This is a genomic window from Sorangium sp. So ce406, assembly GCF_051474675.1.
Taxonomy (GTDB): Bacteria; Myxococcota_A; Polyangia; order Polyangiales; family Polyangiaceae; genus Sorangium; species Sorangium cellulosum_G.
Genome location: NZ_CP150340.1, coordinates 12,318,677 through 12,338,662, shown reverse-complemented (window position 1 = coordinate 12,338,662; position 19,986 = coordinate 12,318,677). Strand labels below are relative to the sequence as shown.

The 19,986-nt window shown below is 71.7% G+C and carries 17 protein-coding genes, 1 tRNA gene and 1 other RNA gene; 11 read left to right on the top strand and 8 right to left on the bottom strand.

Annotation, left to right across the window (positions count from 1 at the left end):
• Nucleotides 1-256 precede the first annotated feature (256 nt).
• Nucleotides 257-472: a 50S ribosomal protein L31 gene (gene rpmE, locus WME96_RS46375; protein ID WP_437287947.1), complete on the bottom strand. Its 216-nt coding sequence runs from the start codon at nucleotides 470-472 to the stop codon at nucleotides 257-259.
• A 585-nt stretch (nucleotides 473-1,057) separates the two neighbouring features.
• On the opposite strand from rpmE, the gene dnaK reads away from it, so the two are divergent.
• The 3 genes from dnaK (at nucleotide 1,058) to WME96_RS46360 (ending at nucleotide 5,859) form a co-directional block, all read left to right on the top strand.
• Complete coding sequence (dnaK, locus tag WME96_RS46370; RefSeq protein WP_437287946.1) at nucleotides 1,058-2,974, top strand: molecular chaperone DnaK; 1,917 nt, start codon at nucleotides 1,058-1,060, stop codon at nucleotides 2,972-2,974.
• A 200-nt stretch (nucleotides 2,975-3,174) separates the two neighbouring features.
• Nucleotides 3,175-5,196 (top strand): hypothetical protein, encoded by a 2,022-nt coding sequence (locus WME96_RS46365; protein WP_437287945.1) that lies wholly within the window; start codon nucleotides 3,175-3,177, stop codon nucleotides 5,194-5,196.
• A gap of 153 nt (nucleotides 5,197-5,349) precedes the next feature.
• On the top strand, nucleotides 5,350-5,859 hold the full coding sequence (locus tag WME96_RS46360; RefSeq protein WP_437287944.1) for a TraR/DksA family transcriptional regulator: 510 nt from the start codon (nucleotides 5,350-5,352) through the stop codon (nucleotides 5,857-5,859).
• 116 nt (nucleotides 5,860-5,975) lie between these two features.
• On the opposite strand, the gene WME96_RS46355 is transcribed toward WME96_RS46360, so the two are convergent.
• Nucleotides 5,976-7,559, bottom strand: coding sequence for a bifunctional metallophosphatase/5'-nucleotidase (locus WME96_RS46355; RefSeq protein WP_437287943.1), 1,584 nt, complete (start codon nucleotides 7,557-7,559; stop codon nucleotides 5,976-5,978).
• Nucleotides 7,560-7,592: 33 nt separating this feature from the next.
• Nucleotides 7,593-8,168 (bottom strand): peptide deformylase, encoded by a 576-nt coding sequence (def, locus tag WME96_RS46350; RefSeq protein ID WP_437287942.1) that lies wholly within the window; start codon nucleotides 8,166-8,168, stop codon nucleotides 7,593-7,595.
• Nucleotides 8,169-8,272: 104 nt separating this feature from the next.
• Here def and WME96_RS46345 point away from each other — a divergent pair, with 104 nt between their 5' ends.
• On the top strand, nucleotides 8,273-9,196 hold the full coding sequence (locus WME96_RS46345) for a hypothetical protein (RefSeq protein ID WP_437287941.1): 924 nt from the start codon (nucleotides 8,273-8,275) through the stop codon (nucleotides 9,194-9,196).
• Nucleotides 9,197-9,207: 11 nt separating this feature from the next.
• Here WME96_RS46345 and WME96_RS46340 read toward each other — a convergent pair whose 3' ends face one another.
• A complete protein-coding gene (locus WME96_RS46340; RefSeq protein ID WP_437287940.1) occupies nucleotides 9,208-9,996 on the bottom strand; it encodes a hypothetical protein in 789 nt (262 codons plus the stop codon).
• A 247-nt stretch (nucleotides 9,997-10,243) separates the two neighbouring features.
• On the opposite strand from WME96_RS46340, the gene ffs reads away from it, so the two are divergent.
• Nucleotides 10,244-10,333: signal recognition particle sRNA small type (ffs, locus tag WME96_RS46335), an RNA gene on the top strand.
• Nucleotides 10,334-10,349: 16 nt separating this feature from the next.
• Here the strand turns inward: ffs and WME96_RS46330 are convergent.
• Entirely contained in the window at nucleotides 10,350-10,790 is a 441-nt protein-coding gene (locus WME96_RS46330; protein ID WP_437287939.1) for a deoxycytidylate deaminase, read from the bottom strand.
• A 268-nt stretch (nucleotides 10,791-11,058) separates the two neighbouring features.
• Here WME96_RS46330 and purD point away from each other — a divergent pair, with 268 nt between their 5' ends.
• From purD to WME96_RS46310, 4 genes are all read left to right on the top strand, one after another.
• Nucleotides 11,059-12,396, top strand: a complete 1,338-nt coding sequence (purD, locus tag WME96_RS46325; protein WP_437287938.1) for a phosphoribosylamine--glycine ligase — start codon at nucleotides 11,059-11,061, stop codon at nucleotides 12,394-12,396.
• Between the two features lie 9 nt (nucleotides 12,397-12,405).
• Complete coding sequence (locus WME96_RS46320) at nucleotides 12,406-12,855, top strand: hypothetical protein (RefSeq protein WP_437287937.1); 450 nt, start codon at nucleotides 12,406-12,408, stop codon at nucleotides 12,853-12,855.
• A gap of 169 nt (nucleotides 12,856-13,024) precedes the next feature.
• A complete protein-coding gene (locus WME96_RS46315) occupies nucleotides 13,025-13,903 on the top strand; it encodes an FHA domain-containing protein (protein WP_437287936.1) in 879 nt (292 codons plus the stop codon).
• A 3-nt stretch (nucleotides 13,904-13,906) separates the two neighbouring features.
• Nucleotides 13,907-14,755, top strand: coding sequence for an FHA domain-containing protein (locus WME96_RS46310; RefSeq protein WP_433932244.1), 849 nt, complete (start codon nucleotides 13,907-13,909; stop codon nucleotides 14,753-14,755).
• Here WME96_RS46310 and WME96_RS46305 read toward each other — a convergent pair.
• The 3 genes from WME96_RS46305 to WME96_RS46295 all read right to left on the bottom strand — a co-directional run bounded on the left by WME96_RS46305 (nucleotide 14,646) and on the right by WME96_RS46295 (nucleotide 16,758).
• The gene (locus WME96_RS46305; RefSeq protein WP_437287935.1) at nucleotides 14,646-15,425 is read right to left on the bottom strand and encodes a DUF721 domain-containing protein; all 780 of its coding nucleotides are present in this window, start codon (nucleotides 15,423-15,425) and stop codon (nucleotides 14,646-14,648) included. The two genes, WME96_RS46310 and WME96_RS46305, sit on opposite strands and share 110 nt — an antisense overlap.
• Nucleotides 15,426-15,670: 245 nt before the next feature.
• Nucleotides 15,671-15,753: transfer RNA gene (locus WME96_RS46300), tRNA-Leu, on the bottom strand.
• A 141-nt stretch (nucleotides 15,754-15,894) separates the two neighbouring features.
• Nucleotides 15,895-16,758, bottom strand: a complete 864-nt coding sequence (locus WME96_RS46295) for a Crp/Fnr family transcriptional regulator (RefSeq protein ID WP_437287934.1) — start codon at nucleotides 16,756-16,758, stop codon at nucleotides 15,895-15,897.
• Nucleotides 16,759-17,116: 358 nt separating this feature from the next.
• Here WME96_RS46295 and WME96_RS46290 point away from each other — a divergent pair, with 358 nt between their 5' ends.
• Complete coding sequence (locus WME96_RS46290) at nucleotides 17,117-18,055, top strand: hypothetical protein (protein WP_437287933.1); 939 nt, start codon at nucleotides 17,117-17,119, stop codon at nucleotides 18,053-18,055.
• 11 nt (nucleotides 18,056-18,066) lie between these two features.
• Entirely contained in the window at nucleotides 18,067-19,986 is a 1,920-nt protein-coding gene (gene nadE / locus WME96_RS46285) for an NAD(+) synthase (RefSeq protein WP_061618956.1), read from the top strand.

Genomic DNA, 19,986 nt, shown 5'->3' with positions numbered 1-19,986 from the left:
CCGCTTGGCCGCCGATATACGGACGTGCAGGCTGCTCGCTCATACGCGTTCCAATCTAGCGCATAACGCGGCTGGCGCATGGGCCCGACCGACCAGCGCTGCGAAGGAGGTGGACGACGTCGCGCGGCGCGACGCCTCGGCCGCTCGCTCCGTGGCGAGCGGGCTCGGGACGTACTGGAGCCTCCGCCACGCCCCGGGCGGGGAGCGGCGTGAAGGGCGTGTCTGTGAAAGGAGGGGGCGTCGGGGCGGGGGACGATCAGCCCGCCGACTTGCCAGCGGTCGCGTACTTCTTGCGGAAGCGGTCGACGCGGCCGGCGACGTCCATGATCTTGTGCTTGCCCGTGTAGAACGGGTGGCACGCGGAGCACACGTCGGTGGTAAAGCTGCCGCGGGTGGAGCGGGTCTCGACGACGGCGCCGCACGCGCAGGTGATCGTGGAGTCCTTGTACTCGGGGTGGATGCCGGGCTTCATGGTGAGTCCTTCGGGTGTTGCGAGGGAGGGCGCCTATAGCTCAGCGAGTTCTGGACCGCAAGAAGCCCCTCCGGCGCGCGTCTCTTCCGGGCTTCTTCTTCCGCGCTTCGGGTTCCGCGCTTCGGGGTCCAGGCTCGGCCCGCGCGGCTCGCGCAGACCGGCGCGGCAGAGAGCCCTGACGCGACCTGCCGAGCTTGCCGCGCCGCGACCGCTCCGTCACCCGCCGCGGGTCGCGGCCGCTCGTTACGCGGCGCTGTTGAGCCGGTGCGGGACGCTGGCCAGCGCGCAGCGTGGACCGCTTACCTGCGGCCCGGGGGCACCTCGGTCAAGGGCCGGAGCCCCGACGGAGGGCGCGCACGGCAATTGCTAGGGGCGGCGTTGACGCTCGGACGCACATGGTTAGTTTCGCGGTCGCGAGCCAGCGAGCTCGCGAAAATCGGCGAAAGTATCCGAATTCCCAGCGGTTTTTGACGGCTCTGGAGCAGGGGCTCGCTGTAGCTGTCAGCCGAGCCCTGCTGGCCGGGACTTCTCGCCCCCCCGCGGTACCAAGCCGTCGCGCACACATTTTTCGGAGGGTTCAACGTCATGGGCAAGATCATCGGCATCGATCTCGGCACGACCAACAGCGTCGTCGCGGTGATGGAGGGGAAGGAGCCCAAGGTCATCGTGAATGAGGAGGGCTCGCGCCTCACGCCGTCTGTGGTGGCCTGGGACGACAAGGGCGAGGTGCTCGTCGGACAGATCGCCAAGCGCCAGGCGGTCACGAACCCCACCAACACCATCTACTCGGCCAAGCGCTTCATGGGGCGCCGCTTCGAGGAGGTGCAGGACGAGTCGAAGCGCGTCCCGTACAAGGTCAGCAAGGGCAAGAACGGCGACGCCGGGATCGAGGTTCGCGGCAAGCAGATGTCGCCCCCCGAGGTCTCCGCGAAGGTCCTCCAGAAGCTGAAGAAGGCCGCGGAGGACTACCTCGGCGAGAAGGTGACCGATGCCGTCATCACCGTGCCGGCGTACTTCAACGACTCGCAGCGCCAGGCCACCAAGGACGCGGGCCGCATCGCCGGGCTCGAGGTGAAGCGCATCGTCAACGAGCCCACGGCGGCCGCGCTCGCCTACGGCCTCGACAAGAAGAACGAGCAGGTCATCGCGGTCTACGACTTCGGCGGTGGCACGTTCGACATCTCGATCCTCGAGGTCGGCGACAACGTCGTGCAGGTCATCTCGACCAACGGCGACACCCACCTCGGCGGCGACGACGTCGACCACCTCGTGATGGACTGGCTCGCGGCCGAGTTCAAGAAGGACACGGGCATCGACGTCTCGAACGACAAGATGGTCGTGCAGCGGCTCAAGGACGCCGCGGAGCAGGCGAAGATCGAGCTGTCGAACGTGCAGGAGACGACGATCAACCTGCCGTTCTTGACCGCGGACGCCTCGGGGCCGAAGCACCTCCAGAAGCAGCTCACCCGGGCGAAGCTCGAGCAGATGATCCGGCAGCTCATCGAGCGCACGCTCGAGCCGACCCGGAAGGCCCTGGCCGACGCGAAGAAGACGCCGCAGCAGATCGACGAGATCGTCCTCGTCGGCGGCTCGACGCGCATCCCGCTCGTCCAGGAGACGGTCAAGAAGTTCTTCGGCAAGGAGCCGCACAAGGGCGTGAACCCGGACGAGGTCGTGGCGGTCGGCGCCGCCGTCCAGGCGGGCGTGCTCTCGGGCGACGTGAAGGACCTCGTGCTGCTCGACGTCACCCCGCTCTCCCTCGGCGTCGAGACGCTCGGCGGCGTCATGACCGTGATGATCCCGAGGAACACCACGATCCCGACGCAGAAGAAGGAGATCTTCTCGACCGCGACCGACAGCCAGCCGAGCGTCGAGGTCCACGTGCTCCAGGGCGAGCGCACCGAGGCCCGCTACAACCGGACCCTGGGCCGCTTCCACCTGGAAGGCATCATGCCGGCGCCCCGCGGCGTGCCGAAGATCGAGGTGACGTTCGACATCGACGCGAACGGCATCCTGTCGGTGCACGCGAAGGACACGGCCACCGGCAAGGATCAGCGCATCACGATCACGGCCTCCGGCGGCCTGAAGGAGGACGAGATCAGCCGGATGGTCAACGAGGCCGCGACGCACGAGGCCGAGGACAAGCGGCGGCGTGAGGAGATCGAGCGGCGCAACAAGCTCGACAACCTCTGCTACACGCTGGAAAAGACGATCGGCGAGAACAAGGACAAGCTGCCGGAGAGCGACGTCTCGGCGCTGAACGGGATCATCGCCGAGGGCCGCTCGGCCATCGAGAAGCAGGACGACGCGGCCGTGACCGCGACGCTGGAGCGGCTCGAGAAGGAGGCGCACCGCATCGCCAGCGTCATGTACGAGAAGGCGGGCCCGCCGCAGGACGGCGGGGGCGCGGCCCCCGGCGCTGCGGGAGGCCAGCCGCCGCCCCCCGCCGGCGGCAAGGGGAAGGACTCGGTCATCGACGCGGAGTTCGAGGAGTCGAACTGACCACCGCGAGGTGAGCGCTCCTCCAGCAAGCGCGACGAGCGCGGCTTCGGCCGCGCTCGTTCTGCATTTATCCCCTCAATTTGTCGCTTGCCTTCACAGCGCCAGCCGCGGCGCCGGCGGTCGCCGCGGTCCGCCGTCTCGTCCGCGACGCTCGCCTTGGACGTCGACTCGGATGTCCGGGAGCCGTATAACCGGCGCTCATGCGAACCCTCCTGCCGCTCGCCACCCTGGTCCTGATGGCCGGTCCCATCGCCTGCGGGCCGTCCCCCACGCCTGCCGCGCCGACAGGAGGACAGGGTGCGGTCAAGGCCGAGCCTTCACAGCCCGCCGCCCCTGCGTTCGATCTGTCCCCCGTCGCCGAGCCCGCCGACGTCGTGGGCGTCCTCCGCTGGAGCAACCCGGCGGCCACGCTGTCGAGCGTCGCCGCGTGCGCCGGGATGTCGCCGGCGCTCGCCGAGGCGGGCGCGCAGGGGCTCTCCGCGGGCCTCCTGAGCGAGCTCGTGAGCCCCTCCATCGACACGAACCAGCTCGCCTCGGTGATCGCGCTCGACGCGCCGGTGCACGCGATCGTCGCGCTGGACGACGGCTCGAAGCGGGGCAACCCGATCGCGGCCGTATCGCTCGGGCTCACGTCGCTGGAGCGGGCGAGGGGCACGCTCCAAGCCGGCGCCACCCTGACCGAGGTGAAGCCCGGCCTGTGGAAGATCGGCGGCAAGGAGCCCTCGTCGTCGAGCTGCTTCCTCGCCGCGTCCGCGGGCTCGACGCCGGCGCGGCTCATCTGCGGCGACCGGGATCGGGACGTGACGGCCCTCGGGCCCTACCTCGCGCGCACGCTGCCGACCGTCGCGCCCGAGGCGCGCGACCTCCACGGCGAGGTCCGCTTCGTCCCGCTCAGCGCGAAGTACGGCGGCATGGCGAAGCAGCAGCTCGGGGGGCTCCCGATCCTCGCGCAGAGCCAGCTCTCGATCGGGCACCCGCAGTTCGACCGGGCGCTCACGGACGCGAGCACCGCCGTCCAGGAGGAGCTCGCGGCGCTGATCGACGACGCGAGCAGGGCGGTCGTCGATCTCCGGGTGGACAACCAGTCCTGCGTGAACCTCACGGCGGCCCTGGAGCTCCGGGGCCAGTCGTCGTGGCTCGCGAAGACCATCGCCGACGGCGCGAACCGCGCCGGACCGGCGCCGGCGCTCTACTGGCGCGCGCCGAAGGACAGCCACGGCGCCTTCTTCGACCACGGCTACGACCCCGCGCACTACAGCGGCATCCTCAAGACGCTGCGCGCGATGCTCGAAGGGTGGCTGGAGAAGGAGAAGATCGGCACGCCCGCCGATCGCAAGGCGCTCGGCGATGTGCTCTCGCTGCCGATCAACAAGGCGCCGAGCGTGTCCGCCCACGGGTACGTCGACGCGCCGCCTGCCGCCGCGAAGGCCGGGAAGCCGACGCCGAACGAGATGTTCAGCAGCATGATGGGCGGCTTCGTCGGCTGGAACCTGTTCGGGTTCGAAGAGGCGCCCGACACGTACGTGAAGTACCTGAAGAACGTCGTCACCGCCTACAACACGCCGGGGCTCCGCAAGCGGCTCCCGGAGCTCGACATCGATCCGAAGCAACTGCCGACGGTCAAGGCGGTGGCGGCGCCGAAGGAGCTCGGCAAGACGTCCCTCGCGGTCGAGATCCAGATTGTCAACGAGATGCCGCCGCTCGACGGCGACGCGGCGCCGAGCACCAAGGCCAAGCCCAAGCAGAAGCTCACCGTGACGCTGCACCTGCTCGTCATGGGCGAGGAGAAGACGACCTGGATCGCGTTCGGCCACGACAGGCGCGAGCTGCTCAGGCGGCTCGCGATGGTGAAGACGGGCGCGCCGGACACGGAGACGCTCGCGTCGCGTCCGGGGCTCGAGAAGCTGAAGACCGGGAAGTTCGTCTCGGCCGGATTCACGACGCTCGCCCCGATCACCCGGACCCTCCAGAACGTGCTCACGACGCTGTCCGGATCCGACGCGGCAGGAGGCATGGCGCTGCCCCCGGAAGCCCGGCAGTTCGGCGATGCGCTGGCAAAGCTCCCCCACAAAGGGGAAGGGCTGATGTTCGTGACGACCCAGGAGCAGGGCGGCGCAGCGCCGCGCGCCGAGATCTCGATCAACCTGTCCAAGCCGGTGCTCGAGGACATCGGCGCCCTCCTCGCGGCAGGGCTCCAGATGGCCGGCATCGCGAAGCCATAGGCCCACGGATGCGCTATCACACCCGGGAGCCTGGGGCCGCTGCTCCTGCTCGGTCGTGTCCTTGGGTCGCCTGACCTCGCGCGTGCGTCGTCCGCCCACGCCCAGGACCGGTACGCGAATTGCCCACCTGCCCGAAACGATGAGAGGAACCCGATGAACAACCGTGAAGGTGAGAGTCGCGACGGAACGAGCCCGGCGCGGCCGGAGACGTCCGGGAACGCCACGCTGGCAGCCCCCATCCCGAGGCCGCCCGTGCGCCGCGCGGCCCCCGATGCGGACGACTCCGATCTGCCCGAGCTGACGCCGGAGCAGCTCAGCGAGCTCAGGCAGGCGCTCGAGGAGCGCCGGGCGAGCCTCGTCGCCAACATCGATGAGCGGCAGCACGCCGAACGCGACGTCTCGCGCGAGGTGGGGGACGAGATGGACGAGGCCAACGCCGAGGGCGCGACCTCGCTCACGTCGAAGCTCCTGGAGCGCGATGTCCGGGTCCTGGCGGAGATCGACCGGGCGCTCGCCAAGATGAAGGAAGGGACCTACGGGATGTGCGAGGGCACCGGGGAGCCGATCGGCTACCGCCGCCTCAAGCTGCGTCCCTGGGCGCGCTACAGCGTCGCCTACCAGGAGCAGATCGAGCGCGAAGAGCGGACCGGCGGCGGCGCCTGATCTCCCCCTGCCTGCAGGTGCAGCACGTCCAGCGCCGCTTCAGCGCTGGACGCGCTGCCGGCGTCGAGCTTTGCCTGCCCAGCTCGCGAGCCACCGTTCGTCAGACAAGACGCTAGCTAGCGGAAGCGCGCGTCCAGCGGAGCGCTCGCGGTCGTGCCGAGCGCCTTGGTCCACGCGATCACCGGCGCACGCCAGTCGAGGCCCGTCCAGCTCGGGGACGGGTCCTGGGCCTGGAAGCGGAAGCCGTCCCCGCCGAAATAGAGAAAATCGATCGTCGCGACGGTGTAGCGGCGGCCCTCGTCCAGCGGGCTCCCGTCCTGGAGGACGGGACGACCGCTGGCTGAGGGCGATACGCCGGAGAACACCGCGTCGGGGTGGCGGAGCGCCTCGAGGATATCGCTGCCACGCAGCGAGCAGACGACGAGCTTGTTGTCGAATGGGAGGACCGAGAACACCGTTGCTCTCGTGATCGGGCCCCTGGGTACCGATTGGCGGATACCATCCTTGTTCAGGATCGCGATGTCGACCCCGAGCTGGTCGCGCCACGCCCCCGCGATCCAGCGCTGGATCTCGGGGGAATGGCGCTCCATCCCGTCGCTCGAATAGCCGATCTGCTCCCCGAGCGCCTCGTCCAGCGCTCGTTGCCAGCCTGCGCTGGCCCTGGCGAGCGCCTCATCGGGCGGGACGGCGGGCGCGCCCTCCGGGCGGGACACGTCGACGATCTGCGTGGAGGTCGACACGACGCGCTGGCGCAGCGGACGCCGGGGGTCGATCTCGAGCGACACGCGGGCGTAGCTGCGCAGCCGCCAGCCAGGATTGATGAGCGGGACGCCGCCGACACGCAGGTCGGCCTTCTTGTGGCAATGACCGGCGCCAACGAAGGACAGGCGCCACTCGGGGTGACGGGCGAGGAGCGGTTCGAGCACGTCCTGGCACTCGTGCGCGAGGAGCACCAGCGCGTCCGGCTCGGCGCGCCACGCCTCGGGAATGGCGCGCGAGAGCGCCGCCTCCTCGTCCTGGAACTCGATGCCCTCGAAGCGGCTCGCCGTCGCGGCCTCACGCGTGCGCGCGGTCGCCAGCCCGACGACCCCGACGCGCAGCCCGCGCCGCTCGAGCACGGTGAACGAGGGCAGCGCGAATGCGGCGAGCGACGGATCCGTCACGCGCACGTTCGCCGCGAGGTAGGTGATTCGCGACCGTGTCCTGTTCCGGAGAAACGCGTCCCTGCCAAAATCGAACTCATGGTTGCCGAACGCCGACGCGGCATAGCCCATGCGCGCCATCGCGTCGGCCATCGGTGCCCCCATGAAGTACGAAGAGATCGCGGGGCCGGTCCAGTTGTCACCGCCGGAGAGCGCGAGCGTCGACGCGTCCTGACAGGCCGGCGACGGGAGGAGCTGCGGCGGAGCCCCAGGCGCCGGGCCAGCGCAATGGCGCTCCCTCGAGACCCACTGCGCCAGCACCTCGGCAGCGCCGCCGAGCACCCTCCCCTCCTCGGCGGTGGGCAGGAGCCACCCGTGCTCGTCGGTCGTGTACAGGAGCGTGATCGCGGCCGGAGCGCGCTCGGCCCGGGCCGGCGCGCTCGCCGCCGGCGCCGCCTCCCTGGCGTCGCACGCCGCGAGGCACAGGAGCGCATGGGCGCAGAGCGCGGCGATCGCTCGCCTGGCGCGAGCCCATGGCGCCTCCCGTGCCGCGATCACGGACATCGTCCGGGCTCCGCGCGGCGGGGCACCTCAGCCGCCCATCCGCTGGATGAACGGGACGATGCGATCGATGAAGGGCTGTTTGTGGTAGCGATCGAACTCCGCCCACGTGCAGAGCGTCCGCGGATCCTTCACGCGATCGACGAAGAGAACGCCGTCCACGTGGTCCTTCTCGTGCTGGAACGTGCCCGCCGAGAGGCCGCGCACCACGCGGTCGATCGGCCTCCCCTCGCGATCGAGGCCGGTCAGCCGGATCTCGGTGTAGCGATCGACGACGCCCCTCAGGTTCGGGACGCTCAGGCAACCTTCGTAGTTCTCGAATGTCTCCTGCGTGAGCGGCTCGATCACCGGGTTGACGAGGATCGTGAGCGGGATGTTCGGCTTGTACGGATAACGAGGGTTGTTCTGCACCTCGACCGCGAAGATTCGCAGCGGCGCATGGACCTGAGTGGCGGCGATGCCCGCGCCGTTCGCGTCGCGCATCGTCTCCACCAGATCGTCGATGAACGTCTGCATCGCGCGGGACGAGAGCTCTTCCGGCGTGACCTCGCGCGCCCGCTGCCTGAGGATGGGGTTGCCGATGTGGGCGATTTTGAGGAGCGTCACGCGGCGATCCTACCATGGAGGCCCGCCGCCGACCCGGCCGGCCACGCCGGCACACGCGCGGCAGACGATGCAGGGCGCGGCAGCGTCAGCTATGGAGAGGACGCATGCACAGCTTCCCCGACGAGCCGCACGTCCCCGAGCAGCAGCAGGCGACCGCCGTCATGAACCTCCGCTTCGAAGACGTCAGCCAGACCGGACGGGTGATGCTGGACGCGCTGCCGCACGGCCTCGGGCCCGCGATCTGGGGGAAGCTCATCTCGGGGAGCCCCATCGAAGCGCTCATGAGCGCGCAGGGGGTCATCCCGATCCTCACCCGCCTCATCATCGAGGGGGGTGAGGGGCCGATCGCAGCGCGGGAGCCTCTGCAGCTGCGCGGGCGTTACCAGCTCGCGCACACGGAGGACGCGGCCGCCGAGGTGAACCGGCTGATCCTGGCGATGTGGCTCTCGGCCAGCGCGCGCCGCAGCCGGACCTACGGCCCACCGCCGCCCGGGGCCGGCGAGCAGATCCAGGTCGGTCGCGTGTTCGCGGAGCACGTCTTCACGCGGCCCTTCGCGGAGGCCGGGGCGCGCAAGGTGCTGCGCTTCGAGTCGCCGGATCTGCCGGCGGTGCCGCCCGATCGCTACGCGTGGCGCTCGCCCGAGGCGCTGATGGGCCTGCCAGAGGGCGCGGAGCCGCTCGACGCGGAGCCGACGCTGGACCCGATCCCCGTTGCGTTCGGCCTGGACCACACCGACGGGAACCAGCACGTGAACTCGCTCGTGTACCCGCGGCTCTTCGCGGAGGCCGCGCTCCGGCGCCTCTCCGCGCAGGGGCACGGCACCGCGGTGCTCGCCCGCAGGGTGGAGCTCGCCTACCGCAAGCCGTGCTTCGCGGGCCTGCGGGCGAGGATCGTGCTGCGCACGTTCGCGATGGGAAGCGCGCTCGGCGCGGTAGGCGCGCTCGTGCCGGATCCGCCGGAAAAAGCGGCCAGCGCGGCCCCCGACGCGCGCGCGTATTGCTACATCCGCACGCTGTTCGAGCCCTGAGCCGCGCGACGCTACGCGCTCGCCGGGCGGGTAAGGCCGGCGCGGTCGGCGATCTCGTCGTGGAAGGCGCGGAACGTCGACTCCTGCGGCCACGGGGGCGCGTTGGCGAGGAGCCGTTCGACCCGCGCGAGCTCCCCCTCGTCGATGGCCACGACGGCCGCGGCGTAGCGCATCGCCCAGAAGACGAGCGGGCTGGCCTCGCTCGCGCGCTCCAGCAGCGCGCGGTCGCCCGGCACGCTCTGGTGGGCGAAGGCGCGGGCGAGCGCGCCGGCGGCCGCCCGCAGCGTGACCACCCGGTCGCGGAAGGGAGAGCTGACGTTCGGCAGAGGGAGGCGCTCCAGGCGCCCCGCCCGCTCGAGGGCCGCGTCGCGATCGCCCTCGAAGGCGTAGAGGAGCGTGTCCAGGAAGAGCCGGTGCTCGAGGGCGGCGTCCCACGCAGGCCCGCGCTCGGCAGCGGCCATGGCCGCGCGCGCCTTGTCGACCCAGCCATACGCGGCGAACGCCGTCGCGGTCATGAGCGGCGCCATCGTCGCCGGGTGCGGAATGCGGTGCAGCGTCGGCGACCAGCGCTGGAGCACCGACCGCACATCCCCCGAGCGGAGCAGCCTGCGCAGCTTGCGGCGAGCAAGCCAGCGGGCGGCGGCGAACGCGAGGACAACGCCGAGCACCGCCGCCATGACCACCGGCTGCTGCCAGGCGAACCGGAGCGCGGCCGCTGCGAGCGCTGCGGAGCCGATGAAGATGAGCACCGGGATCAGCCGGCTGCTCCGCCCTTCGTCCTCGGCATCGAACGGATTCACGACTCCCTCAAGCGTACGGTCCTTCCCGTACGAGGCAAGTCCCGGGCGACGTCCGCTCCAGGTCGCTCGCCCCGAGGGGATGGCGCCCAGGAGGGGACGTAGGGGGAGGCGCTCGCCGGGACCACCGGGAGCCGCGAGAGGCAGCCGACATGCGTGACCACAAAGCGCACGGCGAGCGTCATGGACACTCGACACGGACCCGAGGTTCGGTTACAGAGTCTCTGCGTCAGGCGACAGCGCCTGAACCTCATGGGTCCGCCGACAGCGCGCCGTGAACCCCGCCAGGCCCGGAAGGGAGCAACGGTAGCGGAAAGCGAGTGTGGCGGGCCCACTTGCTTTTTGTGGGTCGCGCGTCAGGCGGGCGTCTCGTGCCGCGACAGCGGGGCGAGCTCGAGCCCGAGCTCCGTGGCGAGCCGGAAGATGCGCTCGTCGCGGTAGAACTCGCCGAAGACGACGCGCGAGATGCCCGCGTTCGCGATCATCTTGAAGCACCCCCAGCACGGCGAGGCCGTGACGTAGACCGTCGCGCCGTCGATCCGCACCCCGTTCCGCGCGGCCTGGATGATGGCGTTCGCCTCCGCGTGGATCGTGCGCACGCAGTGGCCGTCCTCGATGAGGTGCCCGTCCTCGTCGCAGTGAGGTAGCCCGCGGATCGATCCGTTGTACCCCGTCGCCAGGATGCTCTTGTCGCGCACGATCACCGCGCCGACGTGCTTCCGGTCGCAGGTCGCCCGCGACGCGACGACCTCGGCGATGCGCATGAAGTATTCATCCCACGAAGCCCGGTGAGTCATCGCTCGTCTCCACGACGGGGAGCCGCGCCCGCTGTCCCCTCGATGTCCGGGGATCTGCGCCCGCTGTCCCCTCCAGAATGTTCAGGGATCCGCCGTCCGGTCCTCTCGCGAGGCCGCCCGGCGACGCGCGCCCGCGGCCCACGCTGAGCCGCGCCGCGCGCCCCGCGGGCGCTTCTATCACGACGCCGGGCGCCGCGGGGCCCTCCCGGACCGGGCGACCGCGCGAGGCGCCTCGACAGCGAGGCCCGCCGCGTGGTAGCGCGCGGGGGTGAGCTCCACCGCGAACAGCCGCCGGTCAGATCGCCGCATCCTCGTGCTCGGCTCGGGGGGGCGCGAGCACGCCCTCGCGCGCGCGTTCGCCCGATCGCCCTCGGTCGCCGAGGTCGTCGTGGCGCCCGGGAACGCCGGGACCCACGCGCAGGGCGGCGCGGGCCGCGCCCCGATCCGCCGCGCCGATCTCGCCTCCATGGCGCCCGACGAGGTGACCCGGCTCGCCGTCCGTGAGCGCGTCGATCTGGTCGTCGTCGGCCCTGAGGCGCCGCTCTGCGCCGGCGTCGCCGACGCGCTCGCCGCCGCGGGCGTCGCCGTCTTCGGGCCGAGCCGCGAGGCGGCGCGCCTCGAGGGGTCGAAGGCGTTCCTCAAGGAGTTCGCCGCGCGCCACGGCATCCCGACCGCGCCGTTCCAGATCGCGCGATCCTTCGACGAGGCGTCGCGCATCATCCGCGAGCGCGGCGCGCCCATCGTCGTGAAGGCCGACGGGCTCTGCGCCGGCAAGGGCGTCGTCGTCGCGACGACCGTCGACGAGGCGCTCGCGGCCGCGAAGGACATGCTCGTGGACCGACGCTTCGGCGACGCCGGCGCGACCGTGATCCTCGAGGACGCGATCCAGGGCGAGGAGGCCAGCCTGCACGCCATCAGCGACGGCCAGGCGATCTTCGTCCTGCCGGCCGCGCGCGATCACAAGCGGGTCGGCGAGGGCGACACCGGGCCGAACACCGGCGGCATGGGCGCGTTCGCGCCGAGCGCCCGCGTCACCCCCGCCCTCACCGCGCGCGTCGAGCGCGAGATCCTCCGGCCCACGATCGACGGCATGCGCGCGGAGGGGAGGCCCTTCCGCGGGGTGCTGTTCGCGGGGCTGATGATCACGCCGGAGGGCGATCCCGTCCTGCTCGAGCACAACGTCCGCTTCGGCGATCCCGAGTGCGAGGGGTTGATGGAGCTCCTCGAGGGCGACGTCGCCGAGCTGTGCGCGTCGGCCGCGGCGGGCGCGCTGGACGCCGGGGCGGCGCGCGTCGCCCCCGGCCGCCACGCGCTCACCGTCGTCCTTGCGGCGCGCGGCTACCCGACGGCGCCCGTGACCGGCGACGTCATCCGCGGCCTCGACGCCGCGGCCGCGGTGGAGGGCGCGTTCGTGAACCATGCGGGCACGGCGGAGCGAGACGGCGCGATCGTCACCGCGGGCGGCCGCGTGCTCGCCGTCACCGCCGCGGGCGACTCGCTCGCGGAGGCGCGGGAGCGCGCGTTCCGCGCGGCGAGCGCGATCGACTTCGACGGCAAGGTGCTCCGCCGGGACATCGGGGTGGACGGAGCGCGCGCGGCCGGGTGAAGCGACGCCATGGAGCCCATCATCGATCTCGCCCCGGGCGCTGAGGAGAACCCGCTCGCCGCCGAGTTCGGCGGGCTGATCCGCGAGCACCTCGCGCGCGACGCGCGGCGCGCGTCCGACTTCCGGGCGCTGCGCGGCTCCGTGCTCGTCGTCGCGCAGGACAGCGGCACGTCGATGACGATGCGCTTCGATCACGGGCGCCTCACCATCCACGACGGCGCGATCGGCATCCCGTCCGTCACGTTCTGCGGGGACGAGGCGGCGCTGCGAAGGCTCCCCGACATCGCGTTCCACCGCTGGGTGAGCCTCCCCAAGCTGGGCGTGCTGCACCGTCGGCAGAGCGGGCCGCTGCGCGAGCTCGCGCGCCTCGTGGCCAGCGGCGAGCTCAAGATCTACGGCCTCGTCGCGCACCCGCGGCTCATCCTCGCGCTGCTCCGGGTCCTCTCCCGCCACCCCTGAGCCTCCGCCCTGGCCGGCCGCGCGCCGCCTCTCGCGGTGTGACACTGTAAGATGGCAACGGACGTCTCCGCCCGCGCTCCACGACCGTTCTTGTGGGCTTGCAAACCAATACCACGCGGCCCGGAAGCTGACTTTTGACGGCCTGTTGGGCTGTTGGTATGGCTCGATCATGGGCATCCGATTGCGCTACCTCGCCCACGATCTCGAGGTGCCGCTCGGCGAGTTCTTCATCGGACGGAGCGCCGACTGCCAGCTATCGCTCGACGACCCGCTGGTGTCGCGCAAGCACGCGCTGCTGACCGTCGGTGAAGGCGGCGTGGCGATCGAGGATCTCGGCAGCCGCAACGGCGTGCTCATCAACGGGAACCGGATCACGGGGCGCCAGCTCCTGTCCGACGGCGACAAGATCGCGATCGGGGGGCAGGAGATGTTCCTGCTCGGGGCGATCGAGCCGAGCTCGACGCACTCGCCGCGCAGCGCGCCGCTCTGGACGCGGCAGCAGAACGCGCGCACGGTCGACATGAGCGAGATGTCCTCGGGCGAGGACGACGGCGCGACCGCCATCGCCTCGCGGCGGTCGCTCCCGGGGCTCATCCCGCAGCACCCCGACAAGCGGGTGCACGCGCTCAGCCTCATCGGCAGCGTCGCCGACAAGGCGCTCGCCCTGGGGCGCGTCGACGAGGCCGAGCGCATCCTCCAGCGTTCGCTCAACGACATCCTGACCAAGGCGCGGGAGGGGGGCGTCGGCGCCGTGCAGCCCGAGCTGGTCGAGAAGGCCAGCGCGTACGCGGCCCGACTGGCCGGGGCCACCGGCCGGGGGTCCTGGATCAACTACATTTTCGAGCTGAATACGCGGCTCGAGCTCCTCCTTCCCGCCTACCTCGTCGATGAGCTGTATAGTGTCCTCCGCAAGGTGAAGGCCGTCGACATGTCCATTCTCCGTGGCTATGCGAAGCGGCTCCGCGAGCGTGCAGGAGAACGTACCCCGGCGGAGCGGTTCATCCTCCAGCGTATCGAAGGGCTCGAGCGCCTCGGCGCACTGAAATAGACCATGCCTTTCCGCCTCCGGTACTTGGCGCACGATTTCGAGCTCCCCGAAGGGCCCTTCGTGATTGGCCGGAGCGGCGACTGCCAGCTCTCGCTCGACGACCCGCTGGTGTCGCGGCGCCACGCGACGCTGCAGGTGCGGAGCGACGGCGTCGCGGTGCTCGACCTCGAGAGCAGGAACGGCGTGTACGTCAACGGCACGCGCATCTCCGGCCAGCGCGAGCTGGTCGACGGCGACCGCATCATCATCGGCAGCCAGGAGATGCTGCTCTACGGCGGCGAGGAGTCGCGGCCGCACGACGCTTACGGGGTCGAGTTCCGGCGCGCGACGGCGACGCTCGGCGCGATGGCGCTGACCGAGATGCGCAAGATGTCGGACGACCCGACGGAGCTCACGAGCCCGACGGGCGACGGCGGCTCGAAGGGCTTCCAGTCGCTGCGCCTGCTCGCGAGCCTCGCCGACAAGGCGCTCGCGATGGGCCGGAGCGAGGAGGCCGAGCGCATCCTGCAGACGGTGCTGATCGACATCCTCAGCCGCGCGCGGACGAACGTGCCGCTGGAGATGCCGGCCGCGGAGCTCGCCGCGCGCTACGCGGCCCGCCTCGCCGGCGCGACGACCAAGGGGAGCTGGGTGAACTACGCGTTCGAGCTCTTCACGATCGCGCGCCGCCCGCTGCCCGGGCCCGTGGTCGATGAGCTCTACACCGTGGTCCGGCGGGTCAAGTCGCTCGACATCCAGCCGCTCAGGATCTACCTCGACGACCTTCGCCGGATGGCGCCTTCGTTCGGTCCGACCGAGCGGTTCTTGATGCAGCGGATTGAGGGTCTCGAGCGGCTCGTCGCGGCGAAGTAGCGGGCGCCGCCTCGTCGTCGGCGGGCGCCGCGCGAGCAGGCGCGGCGGGCCGAGCCGACGCGCGCGGCGCCGGCGGCGGCGCCGCGCGAGAGGTGGCGCGCGAGGCCGGCGTACCGGAAGGAACCTGCGGCGACGCCGCGCGAGGCGCGGGCGACGATGCCGCCGGGGGGACCGGCGGCGGCGCGTTGCGAGGGCGCGCGCTCGCCTCTGCCTCTTGCCAGCCGAGGTTCCTCGCGGCGGCCTTCGCGATCGCGTCGCGCAGCTCGGGATCGGGGACCTTGCCGAGCTCGCGCCGCACCTCGACCGGGAGCGGCGCCTCCTTCGGCGCCGGGCGGACCTCCTCGCGCCAGGGTGGACGCGCGACAGGATCCACCTTGCCCACGCGGAAACGGAGCGACTGCACCGGGAGGCCGCGCGCGCGGAGCTGCGTGGTGATCGCGTCGCCGAGCATCGAGAGCTCCTGCGCCCACGTCGAGCTCGCCGCGCGCACGTGCAGCACCCCGCGCTCCAGCTTGAGCGGGCGGGCGCGCGCCGCGATCCGCGACCCCACGGCCGCCTCCCAGTCGCGGAACGGCATCGGCGCGGTGTCGACCTCCGCCGGCGCGGCCAGCGAGGACCCCCGCTGGATCAACGCGCCCAGCCGCTCCATGCCTCCGGTCCTACGCGCCATGCGAGCCGAGCGTAGCAGCCCGACGGCGCCTTGTTCCGACGGAGCGCGCCGTCCACGCTCGCCCAGCGTCACGGACGGCCGCGCCCCGCCGCGCCGCCCTGCGACCAGGACGTCTGCCCGCCAGCGCGCGCGCCGTCACGCGGCACGGAAATCCGGGATCTACAAGCGCTTTCGGCGATAGCGACGACCGGGAGAACAGAGATCGAAGCGGGCGCTCGGGCGCCTCATCCAGGGATCCGTATCAGTACCGAAGGTGGGACTCGAACCCACAAGCCCTTGCGGACAGCGGATTTTGAATCCGCCGCGTCTGCCATTCCGCCACTTCGGCTCAGCGTTGCGATGTCAGGGAGCTGCTGGAACCGTAGATCACCGGGCACGATCCTGGCAACGGTCTGAGCGCGGCGCGAGGAGGGAGCCGGGCGCCGCGAGGCCGCGCGGCGGGCGGCGCGCTCCTCGCGCGCGCCGCCGATCACACCACGAAATCCAGCATCTGGAGGCGCGTCAGGTAGTCCTGGAGCGCGGCGGCGTACTCGTCGATCAAGAGGTCGAGCTTCACCAGCGCGCCGTGGTCGTCGACCGCGTCGATCGTCCCGCTCACCGGGATCTCGCGCGCGGGCAGGACGAGAACGCCGCTCCAGTGCGCGCCCTTCGCGGCGTCGCGCAGACCGGCGAGGCGCATCCAGCCGTCGGAGAGCTCGACGACCGGGACGAGGGCGCCGCTGTCCAGGCGCACGGAGCTCTTCAGCGTGTGGGCCGGCTCGACCATGTAGTGGGAGCGCCGGTTCTTCTCGATGAGATCCTCGAGCGTCGCGCAGATGACCTTGCTCAGCGGCGTCTCCTCGCTGTCGAGCACGAGCTCGAGCAGCCGCTTCATCGCCTTCTGCGTGCGGATGAGGTTCGCGCGCACCTCCTCGATCCGCCGCGCGTCGCGCCGGATCTTGCCGGCCACGACGTTGAGCAGGTTGTTGTAGAAGGGGTAGGCGACGTCGCCGTGCTCCTCGAAGAAGTCCTGGAGCTCGGCGACGCCGATGCGCCAGATCTCCGAGGGCTGCGTCGTCACCGCGGTCGTCGTCCGCCGGAGGCCGGTCAGCGCGCCGAGCTCGCCGATGGGCGAGATGGGGGTCAGGCGGAAGCGCGTCTCGCCCGCGTCGAGCAGCGCGACCTCCCCCTGGACCAGGAGAAGCATGTGCGCCGGCGCGCTCCCGGCCTCGAAGAGCACGTGGCCCGACGGGACCTCCTGGCGCTGGAACGCCATCATCAGCTCGTCAAGGTGGTCCTCCGTGATTCTCTCGAACAGGGGGATCGCGTGCAGGTCGGAAGGACGGACCGCCATGGGGTGACACTCCTCTTCAACAGGGTCGGGCTCCGCGGCCGCAACGTTGCGAGACACGGATCCTTGCGGCGCACGAGCTCGGCGTGACCGCGGGGGCGCATCCTACTCCAGGTCCCGACGCGAGGAAGAGGGATGGCCGCCCCGCTGCGAGACGCTCGCGGGGTCCGCGAGCCTGCGCACCTTCTCGCATCCTCGAGGCGACCGCCGCGTCGGCGGATCGCCGCGTCCCCGCGCCTCGCCTCGCCGGATCGGCGCGTGGCCGGAGCGCCGGTCAGGCTCGCCCCGCTAGCCGGATCGAGGGGGTGCCGGTAACGTCGCCCGGGTGATGCGGTCCGTTCGCCAAGGACTCTCCGCCGCGATGCGCCGGGCGCCGCTCGGGCTCCTCGTCATCGCCCTCGCCCTCCTCGTCGTCTCGTGCGGCTCCGCGTCGTCGGGGACGCCGGTCGACGCGGAGATGCCGCCGCCGCCGAAGCCGCGCAACGCGGCGGCGATCGCGCAGTCGATCGCCGGGGGGAAGGTCTCGGTGCTCGTCTTCGCCGACAGGACCCGGGGCCACCCCATCATGGCGCGGCTCGCGGCGCTCGATCTGTGGGGGCCCGTGCTCGGCGGCACGGGGCTCGATCCGGAGCGGGACCTCGAGCGCGCCTTCGTCACCGCGCCGCGCGCGGACGCGGCGGGCGAGGCGGTGATCGTCCTGGAGCACAACGTGCCGCCCGAACGGCTGGCGTCGGGGCTCGACGCGCTGCTGTCGCGCAGCCAGCCGCCGGGCTCCCGGGAGGAGGGGCTCGGCGTCCCCGCGGTGCGCGTGACCATCAAGGGGCACACCCGCGTGGTGGCGACCGTGGAGCCAAACTTCCTCGTGGTGCTGCCGGTCTCGAGGGCGCGCGAGGCGCGGCGCTTCGTCGGGACCGGGGGCTTCCCGGACCCGACCGGCGACGAGGCCGCGATCGCCGCGGCGGTCGACCCGGCGCGGACCCTGAAAGGGCCGCGAGAGGCGCCCCGCGTGCCGCCGACGCTGAGGTCGCTCGAGGCCACCGTGACGCTGGCCAAGGACGGCGGCGCCCTCCTGGCGCTCGACGGGCCGAGCGAGAGCCCCGAACAGGCCGCCCGCGACGCGGAGTTCCTCAACGACGAGGTCGAGCGCACGACCTCGTTCCGCATCGCCATCGTCACCGTCCGCGTCGTCGACCCGATCGGGTTCTTCGCCGCGGGCGACCGGGTGAAGGCGAAGCGGCGCGTGACGCCGGGGGAGCTCGACAAGCTCTTCGGCCTGCTCAGCGCCGTGCTGCCGCGCTAGGCTGCTGCGCGATGCGACTCGTCAAGATCGGAATCGCCAACGTCAACGCGACCGTCGGCGCCGTCCGCTCGAACACCGACCGGTGCCTCTCGCTCGCCCACGCCATGGCGCGCGACGACGTCACGCTGGCGGTCTTCCCGGAGCAGGTGATCGGCGGATACGCCTCCGAGGACCTCGTGCAGTGGCCGGCGTTCGTCGCGAGCCAGCAGCGCGAGCTCCGCCGGTTCGCCGAGGAGACGGCGGCGCTCCGCACCGCGTTCGTCATCGGCGTGACCGTCGGCGTGGGGGGCGACCTCTTCAACGCCGGCGCGATCGTCCACGCCGGCCGGGTGCTCGCCTTCTCCCCCAAGGAGAAGCTGCCGACGTACAACATCTTCTACGAGGCGCGGACGTTCTCGCGCGGCATGCCGTTCATGGAGCTCGACGCCGACGGCGTGATCTGCGGCGACCGCATCCTCGCGTTCGACTTCGGGACGATCGCGGTCGAGGTGTGCGAGGACATCTGGTCGCCCGACGGCCCGATGCGGCGGCGCTGCTACGCGGGCGCGGAGATCATCTGCAACATCTCGGCGTCGCCGTTCCGCGCGGGGGTGACGGGCACCCGGCGCGAGATGATCGCGACCCGCGCGGCGGACAACCAGTGCACGATCGCGTACGCGAACCTCGTCGGCGGCAACGACGGGCTCGTCTTCGACGGCGGCGGGTTCATCAACCAGAACGGCCGGCCGATGCTGGAGGCGCCGCGCTTCCGCGAGGGGTTCTCCGCGGCCGTCGTCGACCTCGACCGGACGACGCGCTGCCGACGCGAGGCGAGCACCTGGCGCAGCGACCTCGAGGAGTTCCGGCGCGCCTCGCCGCACATGGTAGAGGTCCTCCGCGTCGACGGGGAGACAGCGGACCGCTCGCGCCTCGCCTACCCCGCCCCGCCGCCCGGCACGACGCCGTTCCTGCCGTCGGCCGCGCTGCCGGCGATCTCCCCGCGCGACGAGCTGCTCGACGACTTCTACGAGGTGCTCGCGCTCGGCGTCGCCGACTACTACCGCAAGATCGGCGCGTTCAAGAGCATCGGCCTCGCGCTCTCGGGCGGCCGCGACTCGCTGCTCACGCTGCTCGTCGCCTGGCGCGCGGTGCGGCTCCTCTACCCGGATCTCGAGGGCCAGGCGCTGCGCGACCGGATGAAGACCTCGCTCCACGCGTTCTTCATGCCGTCGCGCTACTCCAGCGACGCGACGCACCGGGCGGCGGCGCAGATCGCCGACGATCTCGGGGTGTCGTTCGCGGTGATCCCGATCGAGGACGCGTTCCTGCGGGAGATGGAGGCCGCCCAGGCGATGGTGGGCGGGGACCGGCAGCTCACCGAGCTCACGAAGCAGAACGTGCAGGCGCGCATCCGCGGCGGGCGCATGTGGAACTGGTCGAACACGAGCGGCGCGCTGTTCCTGCAGACCGGGAACATGAGCGAGAAGGCGCTCGGCTACACCACCGTGGGCGGCGACCTCGAGGGGGCGTTCAGCGTGATCGCCAACCTGCCGAAGACGGTGGTCATCGCGCTGATCGAGCGCCTCTCGCAGCGCTTCGGGTTCAAGGGGATCCAGCAGACGCTCGCCACCACCGCGGGGCCGGAGCTCGCCGAGAACCAATCGGGCGAGGCCGAGCTCATGCCGTTCGAGGTCCTCGACGCGTGCCTCTACCTCTACGGCGCGGAGAAGCTCGCCGCCGACGAGCTGGCCGCGGCGCTCCCCAGCCTGTTCCCCGACAAGGACCCCGCCGCGCTGCGGTCCTGGGCCGAGAAGTTCGCGACGCTGTTCACGCGATCGATCTTCAAGTGGGTGCAGTCGCCGATCGCCATCCACCTCGGCTCGCTCGATCTGGACCGGGAGCGCGCGCTGCAGCTCCCCGTGGTGCAGCGGACCGAGTGGAAGGGCGGCTGA

Excerpts from the sequence above, each read along its gene's own strand:
- WME96_RS46320 (WP_437287937.1), top strand. The coding sequence starts at position 12,406 with ATGGAGCCCATCATCGATCTCGCCCCGGGCGCTGAGGAGAACCCGCTC.
- WME96_RS46290 (WP_437287933.1), top strand. The coding sequence starts at position 17,117 with ATGCGCCGGGCGCCGCTCGGGCTCCTCGTCATCGCCCTCGCCCTCCTC.
- WME96_RS46295 (WP_437287934.1), bottom strand. The coding sequence starts at position 16,758 with ATGGCGGTCCGTCCTTCCGACCTGCACGCGATCCCCCTGTTCGAGAGA.
- WME96_RS46305 (WP_437287935.1), bottom strand. The coding sequence starts at position 15,425 with ATGGCGCGTAGGACCGGAGGCATGGAGCGGCTGGGCGCGTTGATCCAG.
- WME96_RS46345 (WP_437287941.1), top strand. The coding sequence starts at position 8,273 with ATGCACAGCTTCCCCGACGAGCCGCACGTCCCCGAGCAGCAGCAGGCG.
- WME96_RS46330 (WP_437287939.1), bottom strand. The coding sequence starts at position 10,790 with ATGACTCACCGGGCTTCGTGGGATGAATACTTCATGCGCATCGCCGAG.
- WME96_RS46360 (WP_437287944.1), top strand. The coding sequence starts at position 5,350 with ATGAACAACCGTGAAGGTGAGAGTCGCGACGGAACGAGCCCGGCGCGG.
- WME96_RS46315 (WP_437287936.1), top strand. The coding sequence starts at position 13,025 with ATGGGCATCCGATTGCGCTACCTCGCCCACGATCTCGAGGTGCCGCTC.
- WME96_RS46310 (WP_433932244.1), top strand. The coding sequence starts at position 13,907 with ATGCCTTTCCGCCTCCGGTACTTGGCGCACGATTTCGAGCTCCCCGAA.
- WME96_RS46365 (WP_437287945.1), top strand. The coding sequence starts at position 3,175 with ATGCGAACCCTCCTGCCGCTCGCCACCCTGGTCCTGATGGCCGGTCCC.
- rpmE (WP_437287947.1), bottom strand. The coding sequence starts at position 472 with ATGAAGCCCGGCATCCACCCCGAGTACAAGGACTCCACGATCACCTGC.
- dnaK (WP_437287946.1), top strand. The coding sequence starts at position 1,058 with ATGGGCAAGATCATCGGCATCGATCTCGGCACGACCAACAGCGTCGTC.
- nadE (WP_061618956.1), top strand. The coding sequence starts at position 18,067 with ATGCGACTCGTCAAGATCGGAATCGCCAACGTCAACGCGACCGTCGGC.